This window comes from Pseudalgibacter alginicilyticus (genome assembly GCF_001310225.1).
Lineage (GTDB): Bacteria > Bacteroidota > Bacteroidia > Flavobacteriales > Flavobacteriaceae > Pseudalgibacter > Pseudalgibacter alginicilyticus.
On record NZ_CP012898.1, the window covers coordinates 1,019,441 to 1,032,792 of the forward strand.

Below are 13,352 nucleotides of genomic sequence, written 5' to 3' on the forward strand. Positions count from 1 at the left end.
GTTTTCGTGTTTTTTTTGCGTAATTTTGTTTTATGCAATTTAAAATCGAATCTGAATTCAAACCTACAGGTGATCAACCTAAAGCCATAACCCAACTTGTTAATGGCATTGAAACCAATGAAAAATACCAGACACTTTTAGGTGTTACAGGTTCTGGAAAAACATTTACCGTAGCTAATGTCATTAAGGAAGTACAAAGACCTACTTTAATTTTAGCGCATAACAAAACTTTAGCGGCTCAATTATATTCTGAGTTTAAACAGTTTTTTCCAGATAATGCTGTAGAATATTTTGTATCTTATTATGATTACTATCAACCAGAAGCCTATATACCTGTTTCTGGCGTTTATATAGAAAAAGATTTATCTATTAATGAAGAAATAGAAAAAATGCGTTTAAGCACCACGTCCTCCCTGCTTTCTGGACGTCGTGATGTATTGGTTGTTGCATCAGTATCCTGCTTATATGGAATTGGAAACCCTGTGGAATTTCAAAAAAATGTAATTACTTTAGAACGCGATCAAGTTATTTCTAGAACTAAACTTCTTCATCAATTAGTGCAAAGTTTATATTCTAGAACGGAAGAAGATTTTAAGCATGGTAATTTTAGAATAAAGGGGGATACGGTAGATATATTTCCAAGTTATGCAGACGATGCTTTTAGAATTCACTTTTTTGGAGATGAAATTGAAGACATTGAATCCTTTAATATTCAAACCAATCAAGTCGTTGAAAAATACGACCGGTTGAATATTTATCCAGCTAACATGTTTGTAACCTCTCCTGATATTTTACAAGGCGCTATCAAAGAAATTCAAGATGATTTAGTAAAACAACATGACTATTTTAAAGACATTGGTAAACATTTAGAAGCCAAACGCCTTAAAGAACGAACCGAATTTGATTTAGAAATGATTCGAGAATTAGGCTATTGCTCGGGAATTGAAAATTATTCCCGGTATTTAGATGGCAGACAGCCTGGTACCCGCCCTTTCTGTTTATTAGATTATTTTCCTGATGATTATTTAATGGTGGTTGATGAAAGCCATGTTACCATTTCACAAGTACATGCCATGTATGGTGGCGATAGAAGTAGGAAAGAGAACTTAGTAGAATATGGTTTCAGATTACCCGCTGCTATGGATAACCGCCCGTTAAAATTTGAAGAGTTTGAAGCCTTACAAAACCAAGTGATTTATGTAAGTGCTACACCTGCAGATTACGAACTTCAAAAAACTGATGGCGTTTATGTGGAGCAAGTCATTAGGCCCACAGGATTATTAGATCCCATCATAGAGGTAAGACCAAGTTTAAACCAAATTGATGATTTAATTGAAGAAATCCAACAACGTGTTGAAAAAGACGAACGCACCTTAGTAACTACTTTAACCAAAAGGATGGCTGAAGAATTGACTAAATATTTAGATCGTATTCAAATCAGATGCCGATACATTCATAGTGATGTAGATACCTTGGAACGTGTGGAAATCATGCAAGATTTACGAAAGGGCTTATTTGATGTTTTAGTGGGTGTTAACCTACTTCGTGAAGGTTTGGATTTACCAGAAGTTTCATTAGTCGCTATTTTAGATGCTGATAAAGAAGGCTTTTTACGTTCTGCCCGCTCATTAACACAAACTGTTGGAAGAGCCGCTAGAAACCTCAACGGAAAAGCCATTATGTATGCAGATAAAATCACCAATAGTATGCAAAAAACCATTGATGAAACCAATTACAGACGAGAAAAACAAATCAATTACAATACAGCTAACAATATTATTCCAAAAGCATTGAATAAAAGTTTAGCAAATGCATTAACCAAAAATTCCGTAAGTACTTATAGTTACGAATTAGAAGCAGCTAAAGCAGCCGAGCCAGAAAGTGACTATTTAAGCAAACCCGAATTAGAAAAAAAAATAAAGGAAAAGCGCAAGCTTATGGAAGAAGCTGCTAAACAATTAGATTTTATTATGGCAGCTAAAATGCGAGACGAAATAAAAAACTATCAAACAAAATTAGAAAAACTCAACGCTTAAAATCCATCTATTAGTTTAATTCAAACTTAATATCATGAAAAATATGTTCGATTTAAAAGACTGTACCGAAGTTATTAATAGAATAAATCAATTAACTCCAGATGCAAAAAATTTATGGGGAAAAATGAGTGTTGACCAAATGTTGGCTCATTGCAATGTGCCGTACGGTTATATCTATACCGACAAATACCAAAAACCAAATGCATTCAAAAAGTTTATGATTACATTGTTTGCTAAAAAAATGGTTGTTGGAAATAAGCCTTACCCTAAAAACTCAAGAACTGCACCTGAATTTATAATTACGGATAAAAAGCATTTTGAAAAAGAAAAAACACTATTAATCGATAACATCAAAAGAACACAAAATCTTGGTGAAACTCATTTTAAAAACAGAGAATCTCATTCTTTTGGACCTTTAAGCGTTCAGGAATGGAATACTATGTTTTACAAACATTTAGACCACCATTTAAAACAGTTTAATGTGTAAGTTTAATTGTATTGTGTTTTAAAAATATCAATCAGTACATCTGGTGGAACAATTTTATTAGGAAAACTGTCCATTAAATATAACACTTTAGTTATTGATTCGTGACTTAAACCCATACGTAATCCAAAGTTGTATAACTTAATAGCCCCTTTTGAATTATTATCACCCTGATCATCAATATTCATTAGTAAAACCAAACGATGAAATTGCACAATACGTTCACTGTGCGATTTTAAATGGGTATAGTTGATAGGATTTTCTATTAGATACTCAAAGTCTTCACGAGCAATATCTAATTGCTTAGCGACACCCAATAAAAAATTATATTCAATATTTTTCATTACAGGCTTATCATACTTTGCAAAAGCAATCATTTCTGACAAAAGACTCAATTTTTCTACTCTATTAATCATATGAAGAGAGGATTAATTATTAATAACATAAAGATACACCTCAATAACTCATAAATAATCGGTGATATACGGTCGCTTATCGAAAAACAGAGGGTATTTGGTCGTTATTTTTATTGATTTTATCAATACCCATTTTTATTCATCTAATAAAACAGCATTTCATCTTTTGAAAACAACATGTTAAAAACAAAAACACCCAACAATAAACCATTAACAATCAGGTTTTTAAAGTCAATTTATTAAACAAAAAAACAATGTGAAAAAATAAAAATTTAAGGTATCTTTACAAAAGTTAAAAAAACGACAGAAAAACAAAGTCTTTTATATAAAATCGATAAAATGCATCCGTAAAAGCCTTAAAAAACACCAATATGACAAACAATGATATTTTTAAAAAGCTACGTGTCGCATTAAAGCTTCGAGATGATGATATTGTAAAAATTTTAGAATTGGTTGACTTTAGAATTTCAAAAAGTGAATTAGGAGCATTTTTCCGAAATGAAGACCACCCAAAGTATATGGAATGTGGCGATCAAATTTTACGCAATTTTTTAAACGGTTTAGTAATTCATTTACGAGGGCCAATGCCTCCAAAATCAAGTAAGATTTCCAAATCTCTAAAATCTAAAAACATTACAAAAAACAACAGAGATGTAAAACCAGCGTTAAAAAAAGCTGGAAGCAATAAAAACTTTAAAAAAGTTAATCCACAAAAAAAGAGCAACGGTTAAAGTTGCTCCTTTGTTTTTTATAAAACTCTTCAACTTACTTTACTTTAATATGTAAAAGCGCTCAGAGTTCTAATCTATTTTGGCGACTAAGCTAATACTTGTTGTACCTTATCTGCTGCTTCTTGAAATTCCGTTGCACTTAAAACAGCCAACCCTGAATTATCAATCAACTCTTTAGCGATATCTGCATTGGTACCTTGTAAACGTACAATAATTGGTACATTAATGTTACCCATATTTTTATAAGCATCTATAACACCTTGAGCTACACGGTCACAACGTACAATACCTCCAAAAATATTTATCAAGATCGCTTTAACTGCTGGGTCTTTTAAAATTATTTTAAAAGCAGCCTCAACACGAGCTGCATCTGCAGTACCTCCAACATCTAAAAAGTTTGCTGGCTCACCTCCTGCTTGTTTTATCAAATCCATAGTGGCCATTGCCAATCCTGCTCCATTAACCATACAGCCAACATTTCCATCAAGATCAACATAGTTTAAACCTAATTCTCCAGCTTCAACTTCAATAGCACTTTCCTCACGCACATCACGTAAATCAACATAATTTTTATGTCTAAATAGCGCATTATCATCAATGGTTACTTTAGCATCAACAGCTAATATTTTATTATCACTTGTTTTTAATACTGGATTGATTTCAAATAGAGAAGAATCAGAATTCACATAAGCTTTATAAAGATTAGAAACAAACTTAGTCATTTCCTTAAAAGCATTTCCAGACAGGCCTAAATTAAAAGCAATACGTCTGGCTTGAAATGGCATTAAACCTACAGTAGGATCAATTTCTTCTGTAAAAATTAAATGCGGTGTTTCTTCTGCAACAGTTTCGATGTCCATACCACCTTCAGTAGAATACATAACCATATTACGTCCTGTGGCACGATTTAATAAAATGGACATATAAAATTCGTCTGTTTCACTTTCTCCTGGATAATATACATCCTCAGCAATTAAAACTTGATGTACCCGTTTTCCAGCTGCAGAAGTTTGAGGGGTAACAAGATCCATCCCAATAATGTTTCCTGAAATTTCTTCAACTTCTTTTAAGTTTTTAGCCAACTTTACGCCGCCACCTTTTCCGCGACCACCTGCATGTACTTGGGCTTTAACTACGTACCAACTTGTACCTGTTTCCTCTGTTAACTGTTTTGCAGCAACAACTGCTTCATTAGCATTTTGAGCTACAATACCACGTTGGATACGTACCCCAAAGCCACTCAATATTTCTTTGCCTTGATATTCGTGTAAATTCATAATCTGCTTAATAGTTATAAGTGTGGCAAATGTAAATAATAGGTGTTAATTAGACTAATAATTTGTTTAGGAATCTATAAACAAGTAAGTTGTTTTATTAACAACTGTTAAATAATTAACATTTTGTTTAATTTGATTAATATTTAAGTTTTTTATTTTTTATTAAAAGGAAAAAAATACCTTTGGCAAAAATTTATAGAAAGTAGTATTATGGAAAAAAGTCAATTGCTAAAAATAGCACAAGATTATGGAAGTCCTGTTTATGTTTATGATGCTGAAAAAATTGAGCAACAATACAAACGTTTAACAAATGCTTTTAAAGGTGTTAAGCAGTTAAAAATCAATTATGCTGTAAAAGCGCTTTCTAATATTTCTGTTTTAAAACTATTACACTCTTTTGGTTCTGGTATTGATACGGTATCTATTCAAGAAGTTCAATTAGGTTTAGCTGCTGGTTTTCCTGCTGACAAAATAATTTTTACACCTAATGGGGTTTCTTTAGAAGAAATTGAAACGGTTACAAAACTTGGAGTTCAAATTAATATAGATAACCTTTCTATTTTAGAGCAGTTTGGTGCTAAACATCCAAATATACCCGTTTGTATTCGTATAAACCCACATATTATGGCTGGTGGAAATGCAAATATTTCTGTAGGACATATAGATAGTAAATTTGGTATTTCTGTACACCAGATTCCTCACATCCTTCGTATTGTTGAAAATACAGGTATGACTATTAATGGCATCCATATGCATACAGGAAGTGATATTTTAGATATTGAAGTATTTTTATATGCCAGTGAAATTTTATTTGATACCGCTAAACAATTTAAAGATTTAGAATTTTTAGATTTTGGTTCAGGCTTTAAAGTACCTTATAAAAAAGATGATATTGAAACCAATATTGAAGAACTTGGAAAAAAATTAACCAAGCGTTTTAATGATTTCTGTAAAGATTACGGTAAAGAATTAACCTTGGCTTTTGAACCTGGTAAATTTTTAGTGAGCGAAGCAGGACAGTTTTTGGTAAAAGTTAATGCTGTAAAGCAAACCACATCTACCGTGTTTGCACAAGTAGATTCTGGATTTAATCATTTAATACGCCCCATGCTTTACGGTTCCCAACATGTTATTGAAAACATTTCAAACCTTAAAGGAAAAGAACGTTTTTACTCGGTTGTAGGTTATATTTGCGAAACCGACACCTTTGCAAATAACAGACGTATTAATGAAATAAATGAAGGTGATATTTTAGCATTTAAAAATGCTGGAGCCTATTGCTATTCTATGTCTAGTAATTACAACTCACGTTACAGACCTGCCGAAGTGTTATGGCATAATAATAAAGCACATTTAATTAGAAAAAGAGAAACTTTTGAAGATATTTTAAAGAATCAAATTGAAATTGATTTTTCTTCTAAAAAATAAAAAGTAATTTCATATTTAAAATAAAAAAGCGTTTCAAAATCGAAACGCTTTTTATGTTTTAAAACTCGAACTTATTGCTTTATAAATTTTTTAGTTATAGTACCTTTATTAGTACGAACGGTTGCCAAAAACAAACCAGACTTTAATTGATTAACAGATATTATAGCTTCATTACCTTCTGATATTAAAACAGTTTTTCCTAAAAGATCTGAAATAATAATAGATTGTATTTCAATATTATCACTTACTTCAAATTTAAGGTCATGTTGTACAGGGTTAGAAATCAATTTTATATTAGATTCTTCTATCTGATGCTTATTAGTATCTAAAGTATACGTAGACAAGACTTCCATACTAGTCACATCAATACTATAACTTTCAAAAGGAGAAGGAACAACAACTTGTATACGGTTGGTTCTAAAAATAAGATCATTACTATTGGCGTCATAATAAAAATAAGACGTTTGAGTTCCAGCAGCAGTTAGTATGCCTCCAAACGCTGAAAGGTTTAAATTTTGGACCATTTTTAATCTAGTGACTGCCCCATCAAAAGTACCCACTTTTAAATTCCCCCAAGCATCTACATTAACATTTATAGTACTGGTATCCAAAACATCTCCAGACACTTCTTCCGAAGTAAATGTGCCTTCAACTCCGTCTGTATTTGAATCCTCATAATTCATAGGAAACAACCCTATTATACCATAATTAGAATAATTCAACCCAAAACTATCTGAATTTAAAGACACTAAAGATAATATACCTCCAGAAGTATTGAGTCCAAGTTCATTTACTACCGTAGTCCCTTCTTTAGTTTGAATAGTAGATGTTGGTGGTTCGTCTGTATAAGTATCTACAAATAGTGAAGCTGTACTTGTTAAACTTGTAAAATCCCACGAAGTATTTATTCCAGATGACGACTGATTTATAGTTCCTGTTAACACGGTATATTGAGAACCACTTGGACTATGGAATTGTTCAATATTAGTTTGAGAATAACCTAAAACAGTTATAAATAGCAATACTAATTGTAATGTTGTTTTCATATACTTTTAAATTTAATGATGAAATTATATAACAACAAATCTAAGAAAAATTAGTTCCATGTATTAAACACAAAATAGTTTCAAATAATAATCAATATACTTTATAACAGAATGACTGATAATTTTTATTTTAAATAAATCAAAATTAATAGCCTTTAATCCCTATAATCATTCTATTTTTGAAAATTAACAATTGTCTTAATGAGTTTTACAAATCCCTTAGTATATGGTGTTCCTTGCTTTTTAGCTCTTATTTTACTCGAGTTAACTTATAGCAAACATCATGAAGAAAAAAAAGATTTATATAAATGGAAAGATTTAGCTGCGAGTCTTAGCATGGGAGTGGGTTCTGCTATTTTAGCACCACTTACCAAAACAATTGCAGCTATTGTTCTTTTTGAGTTTGTTTATGAAATTTTTAATCCTGTAATTGATGGTGTTCGCACCAATATTATGGGATGGGAATCATTTGGCTACGCATGGTATATTTGGATTATTTGCCAATTATTAGATGATTTTAGTTACTATTGGTTTCATAGGCAAAACCACAATGTACGTTTTCTCTGGGCCGCTCACATTGTGCATCACTCCTCAGATAACTTTAATTTAGGCACTGCTGTAAGAAACGGTTGGTTTACACTTTTCTATAAACCGTTATTTTATATGTGGATACCCGCCATTGGTTTTCCGCCAGAAATACTTGTGGTTTGTTTAGGCATTGAATCCTTATGGCAATTTCAATTACATACGGTTTATATAGGTAAATTAGGTTTTTTAGAAAAATTTATGAATACACATACCATGCACCAAGTACACCATGCTCAAAATATAGAATACATGGACAAAAACCATGGTGGTTTCTTAAATATTTTTGATAAAATGTTTGGTACCTGGAAAGAACTAGATGAAACTATAGATATAAAATACGGTGTAACACATGCACCAAATTCATACAACCCATTAATTATTTTAACCCATGAGTATAAAGATATTTGGAATGATATGAAAAAATCAAAAAATTGGTATCATAAATTTATGTATGCTTTTGGAGCACCTGGCTGGAGTCATGATGGTAGTACCTTAACTATTAAACAAATCCAAAAACTAACAAAAGCTGAACAACGTGCACTTTAAAAATTATGCTTTTTTAAAGAGTTAATCAATCCTTCAGTTTTCCTGTAAAAAGATTTACTTTAGAATTAAATGGATTGCCTGAAGCTCGTCGTAACAAAACTACTTGTCCGCAATGCCAAATAGCATCAGCAATAGGGCCATTTATAATATTCCAAAATGGCATACTTGTTTTATTAAGGTTAAAGGGGATTTCTGTATTTCTTAAAGTATCTGAAACAATTTTAAAATTATATAAAGTTTGTCTACGCATGGCTTCATAGTCAAGTTCAGATTTATTTTCATCTTTATCAGTTTCCAAAACACTGTTTCTTATTGTCTTAGATAACCCATAAATATGCTTAATGATTTCTAGTGATTCTCTACCTGTTTCACTAGGTTTATAAGTTAAATCTTCTCGTCTTAAAGCTTCTGTTGCCCAATAGTATCTAAATCCTAAGCCATCAATCATTCTTGCTGCCACAGTAGCATCAGTATAAGCATCTGGATGCTCTGGAATTTCATAATAAAGTAAATCTTGTTGTTTCATTTCTTGGGCATTTATATTCATAAAACAAATACATATTAATATAATCGCAAATATTTTCATGCTGTTAATTCTTTTTAATACCATAATTATCAACCAAATAAACCAATGCGGTCATGGTAGCTGCACCCAATTCTAATTCTCGCTTATTAACAGCCTCAAAAGTATCATTACTAGCATGATGATAATCAAAATAACGCTGTGAATCTGTACGTAGTCCTACTAAAACATTATGCTCATTTTTTAGAAGTTTAACACCTGCTGCACTTCCACTCTTTTTAAAATAATGAATCAAATAGGGCTCAAATAAAGGTTTCCAACTTAAAATATTATTAAAATTTGCATCACTACAATCAAAATTAAAACCACGTGGTGTAAATCCTCCTGCATCACTTTCTAAAGCAAAAATGTGAGTTTCATTCTTTTTCCTAGCGTCTTCTTCATATTTTTTAGCACCTCGTAATCCATTTTCTTGATTCATAAAAAGCACCACTCTTATACTACGCTTGGGCTTAATTCCTGATGCTTTTAAAAGCCTTAAAACATCCATAGATTGTACAACTCCTGCCCCATTGTCATGTGCCCCATCACCTAAATCCCACGAATCTAAATGTCCGCCAACCAACATGTATTCATTTGGATATTCACTTCCAGTAATTTCTCCAATAACATTATAAGATTGTACATCACTCAGCTGTTTACAATTTTGCTTAAAATAAAAAGAAATACTTTTATCAAGTTTTAGCATGGTACTTAGCAAATCTGCATCCTTAGTACTTATTGCTGCTGCTGGAATACGTTTTTCAATAGGTATATTACCATAAGTTATGTTTCCTGTGTGTGGCAAATTATCTAACCTCAAACTCAAAGAACGTACAATAACTGCAACGGCTCCATATTTAGAAGCTTCAATAGCGCTTTTATAATGCTGATTTACACCACTACCATAAGCCTCAAAAGTTTCAATTAAACCTGCTTGCATGGGACGGTTATAAAACACAATTTTCCCTTCTATATTTTCTTTTCCTAAAACTTCTAATTGTTTAAAATCTTGTATTTCAACTACTTGAGATTTCAAACCTAATGAGGATGTTGCCACAGAGCCACCTAAAGCACAGATATTTACTGATGTTGTTTTTCCTGGTACGGTTTCAATAAAAGCATATTCTTTAGTACCTCGCACCCACTTAGGTACCATAACGGGTTGCAACCAAACTTTATCTAACCCTAAACTATCCAATTCAGATTTTGCCCAAGCCACCGCTTTTTCTGCATTATATGAACCAGACAAACGTCCTCCTATTTGAGTTGACAAATAGGCTAACCAATCATAACTTTTACCGTTAGTCAAAGATTGAGTATAAATTTTTCTTATGATTTCTTGATCCGATTGAGCAGAGATGGTTAACGAAAATGTGATAACAATAACTAAAATAACTTTTTTCATCTTGATATTTTATGAACCCTAAAGATAAAATTTCTCTAAAAGTGAGTTTATTCAGAGAACATAAAATTGTGTTAAGAATTATTTTAAGGCATTTAAAAACGAAAAAAAGTACAAATACATAGCTTTATTTAACCCAATTTAGCTCTAATTTCAAAAACTACTCTTTACTAAGTTGTTCTTTATACAATTCTAAATTTGCTTTTATAGCATCATCAAGTTCAGGTTCTTGAATATCAGTATATTCTTTTAAAGTATCGTACATAATTTTGGCTACTATATATCGTGCTGTAGGCTTATCATCTGCTGGGATATTATACCATGGTGCATGAGGTTTAGAAGTTCTATTAATAGCATCTTCATAACAGTTTTGATAATTATCCCAAAGTTTTCGTTCTTTTAAATCTGCAGGTGAAAATTTCCAGTTTTTTTCTTGTTTTTCTAAACGACGAATCAATCTGTTTCGCTGTTCATCTTTTGAAAGATTCAAGTAAAATTTAAAAATAATAGTCCCATTTTCTGAAATATGCTTTTCAAAATTATTTATTTGTTCAAAACGTTTATCCCAAAATTCATCATTAATATCTTCAATTGTATTTACCGATGGGATTTTTTCTCCCAAAATATAATTAGGGTGTACTCTGGTTACTAATACATTTTCATAATGTGTTCTATTAAAAATACCAAATTTACCACGTTCAGGTAGTGCTATATAATGACGCCATAAATAATCATGCCCCAATTCTAAATCCGTAGGAACTTTGAAACTATGCACTACAATACCACGAGCATTAAAATTTTTAAAAACCTCTCTTATCAAACTATCTTTTCCAGAAGTATCCATACCTTGTAAGCAAACCAAAACACTATATTTATCATGTGCATACATGGTATTTTGTAATTCAGCTAACTTTTTACTAACCTTACTTAGAGCTTTTTCTATTTTCTTTTTAGAAAGTTCCAAATTATAAGTTGAAACTTGTTCTTTTAATTTAATTTTTTCTGTAATCTTAAAATCTGATAGATTAATTTCTTTCATTAATAATTGGTATTAAATTTTAATTTCCATAAAGATAGTAAAACAATAAATTTTAAAACCAAAGTCAAATTCTAAAATTCCATTACATTTATAACTTACCTACTTAATATTATAATCAAAAAAGCCATAAAAAAACTACCTGCTTTTCCTGATTCTTACAGTGTATTCATTTTCTTATGGGCAAGAAAATTGTCAAGAAGCTGATTCTGATTTGATTTATGCCTATTCCCATATTAAGTCTGCTTATAGTTCAAACAATATTAATCATTTAAAATATTATGCCAAAAAGTCATTAAAGGGTTTTAACGAGCGCCTCCAAAGCTAAAAGCGAGTAGTTACGATGTGGCTTACAATAGGGTGTCAGATACCATAGAAATATTAGAAGATATTGACCGTTATAAAAACTAATGATGACGGCCGTTTTTATATAAAACGCACCCGAAAAATTGCTAAAGAAAGTATTACTGAAATGAATAATTGCACCACTGCTTTTAATGAAAGTAAAGCTACAATAGCCTTACAAATTGACCCTAAAAAATAAAAATTTCACATATAAAGAAAGGTCTGAAAATTGTTAGTTTACAAACCTTTTTTTAATGAGTTTTTAATATACTTTGTTATTTTGATGCAAATAAGCTGACATCTGTTTCACTAACTTCTGCACCGCCAAGTATTATCAAGCGTTCCACCACGTTTCGCAATTCTCGAATATTTCCAGTCCAATCATATTCTTGAAGCATTTTTATAGCTTTTTCAGAAAACACCTTTACAGCTGTTCCTTGCTCTGTAGCTATTTTTTCTGCAAAATGTTTAATAAGTAGTGGTATATCTTCTCGCCTATCATTCAATGCTGGTACTTGAATTAAGATCACAGCAAGTCTATGGTATAAGTCTTCACGAAATTTGCCTGCTTCAATCTCCTTTTTTAAGTCTTTATTAGTTGCTGCAATAATTCTAACATCCACTTTTATATCCTTATCACTTCCAACACGTTGGATTCTACTTTCCTGTAAAGCCCTAAGTACTTTTGCTTGAGCCGGCAAGCTCATATCTCCTATTTCATCTAAAAAAATAGTCCCGCCATTAGCAGCTTCAAACTTACCTGCTCTATCCTTAACAGCACTTGTAAAAGCTCCTTTCACATGACCAAACAACTCACTTTCTATTAATTCACTTGGTATAGCAGCACAATTAACTTCTATCATTGGTGCTTTTACACGTTCGCTTTTTTGATGAAGCCAGTGAGCCACTAATTCTTTTCCAGTACCGTTGGAACCTGTTATTAAAACACGAGCATCGGTATGTGCAACTTTTTCAATAATATCTTTTATATGAGAGATAGCATCGCTCTCCCCAATCATTTCAAAATTTTTACCTACTTTCTTTTTTAATAACTTGTTTTCAACTACCAATTCCTTTCTGTCAAGAGCATTTCTAACTGTATTTAAAAGTCTGTTCAAATCTGGCGGTTTTGAAATATAGTCAAAAGCTCCTAAACGCATCGTATTTACTGCTGTATCTAAATCACCATGCCCCGAAATCATAACTATTGGTATTTCTGGTTTTATTTTTTTAACTGCTTCAAGGACTTCAACGCCATCCATTTTTGGCATTTTTATATCACAAAGAATCAAATCGTAATCATCTTTTTTGATTTTCTCTATACCAACTAATCCATCCTCGGCCTCATCTACTTGATAAGTATCATTTTCTTCAGAAAGTATCTTTACCAAAACACGTCTAATAGCTGCTTCGTCTTCAATTATTAAAATTTTAGGCATCTTTAATATATTT

Annotated in this window: 13 protein-coding genes; 6 read left to right on the forward strand and 7 right to left on the reverse strand. The window is 31.5% G+C overall.

The window, feature by feature from the left end; translation table 11 throughout:
* Nucleotides 1-32 precede the first annotated feature (32 nt).
* Both uvrB and APS56_RS04255 read left to right on the forward strand, forming a co-directional pair.
* On the forward strand, nt 33-2,036 hold the full coding sequence (gene uvrB, locus APS56_RS04250; protein ID WP_054725076.1) for an excinuclease ABC subunit UvrB: 2,004 nt from the start codon (nt 33-35) through the stop codon (nt 2,034-2,036).
* A gap of 34 nt (nt 2,037-2,070) precedes the next feature.
* Nucleotides 2,071-2,523 (forward strand): DUF1569 domain-containing protein, encoded by a 453-nt coding sequence (locus APS56_RS04255; RefSeq protein ID WP_054725078.1) that lies wholly within the window; start codon nt 2,071-2,073, stop codon nt 2,521-2,523.
* A 2-nt stretch (nt 2,524-2,525) separates the two neighbouring features.
* Here APS56_RS04255 and APS56_RS04260 read toward each other — a convergent pair whose 3' ends face one another.
* The gene (locus tag APS56_RS04260; protein WP_054725081.1) at nt 2,526-2,936 is read right to left on the reverse strand and encodes a hypothetical protein; all 411 of its coding nucleotides are present in this window, start codon (nt 2,934-2,936) and stop codon (nt 2,526-2,528) included.
* 371 nt (nt 2,937-3,307) lie between these two features.
* On the opposite strand from APS56_RS04260, the gene APS56_RS04265 reads away from it, so the two are divergent.
* Entirely contained in the window at nt 3,308-3,667 is a 360-nt protein-coding gene (locus tag APS56_RS04265; RefSeq protein ID WP_082379242.1) for a DUF1456 family protein, read from the forward strand.
* A gap of 86 nt (nt 3,668-3,753) precedes the next feature.
* On the opposite strand, the gene sucC is transcribed toward APS56_RS04265, so the two are convergent.
* Nucleotides 3,754-4,944 carry an ADP-forming succinate--CoA ligase subunit beta gene (gene sucC, locus APS56_RS04270; RefSeq protein ID WP_054725083.1) on the reverse strand — a complete coding sequence of 397 codons (1,191 nt, stop codon included), beginning with the start codon at nt 4,942-4,944 and terminating at the stop codon, nt 3,754-3,756.
* Between the two features lie 210 nt (nt 4,945-5,154).
* On the opposite strand from sucC, the gene lysA reads away from it, so the two are divergent.
* Entirely contained in the window at nt 5,155-6,372 is a 1,218-nt protein-coding gene (gene lysA, locus APS56_RS04275) for a diaminopimelate decarboxylase (RefSeq protein ID WP_054725085.1), read from the forward strand.
* 71 nt (nt 6,373-6,443) lie between these two features.
* On the opposite strand, the gene APS56_RS04280 is transcribed toward lysA, so the two are convergent.
* Nucleotides 6,444-7,418, reverse strand: a complete 975-nt coding sequence (locus tag APS56_RS04280; protein ID WP_054725087.1) for a T9SS type A sorting domain-containing protein — start codon at nt 7,416-7,418, stop codon at nt 6,444-6,446.
* Nucleotides 7,419-7,619: 201 nt separating this feature from the next.
* Here APS56_RS04280 and APS56_RS04285 point away from each other — a divergent pair, with 201 nt between their 5' ends.
* The gene (locus APS56_RS04285; RefSeq protein WP_054725089.1) at nt 7,620-8,552 is read left to right on the forward strand and encodes a sterol desaturase family protein; all 933 of its coding nucleotides are present in this window, start codon (nt 7,620-7,622) and stop codon (nt 8,550-8,552) included.
* Between the two features lie 25 nt (nt 8,553-8,577).
* On the opposite strand, the gene APS56_RS04290 is transcribed toward APS56_RS04285, so the two are convergent.
* From APS56_RS04290 to APS56_RS04300, 3 genes are all read right to left on the reverse strand, one after another.
* Nucleotides 8,578-9,078: a hypothetical protein gene (locus APS56_RS04290; protein WP_236778459.1), complete on the reverse strand. Its 501-nt coding sequence runs from the start codon at nt 9,076-9,078 to the stop codon at nt 8,578-8,580.
* Nucleotides 9,079-9,142: 64 nt separating this feature from the next.
* Nucleotides 9,143-10,522 (reverse strand): M28 family peptidase, encoded by a 1,380-nt coding sequence (locus APS56_RS04295; protein ID WP_054725091.1) that lies wholly within the window; start codon nt 10,520-10,522, stop codon nt 9,143-9,145.
* 157 nt (nt 10,523-10,679) lie between these two features.
* Nucleotides 10,680-11,558: a PPK2 family polyphosphate kinase gene (locus APS56_RS04300; protein WP_054725093.1), complete on the reverse strand. Its 879-nt coding sequence runs from the start codon at nt 11,556-11,558 to the stop codon at nt 10,680-10,682.
* A gap of 388 nt (nt 11,559-11,946) precedes the next feature.
* On the opposite strand from APS56_RS04300, the gene APS56_RS16920 reads away from it, so the two are divergent.
* Nucleotides 11,947-12,099 (forward strand): hypothetical protein, encoded by a 153-nt coding sequence (locus APS56_RS16920; RefSeq protein ID WP_157757601.1) that lies wholly within the window; start codon nt 11,947-11,949, stop codon nt 12,097-12,099.
* Between the two features lie 76 nt (nt 12,100-12,175).
* Here APS56_RS16920 and APS56_RS04305 read toward each other — a convergent pair whose 3' ends face one another.
* Complete coding sequence (locus APS56_RS04305; protein ID WP_054725095.1) at nt 12,176-13,339, reverse strand: sigma-54-dependent transcriptional regulator; 1,164 nt, start codon at nt 13,337-13,339, stop codon at nt 12,176-12,178.
* Between the last annotated feature and the right edge of the window lie 13 nt (nt 13,340-13,352).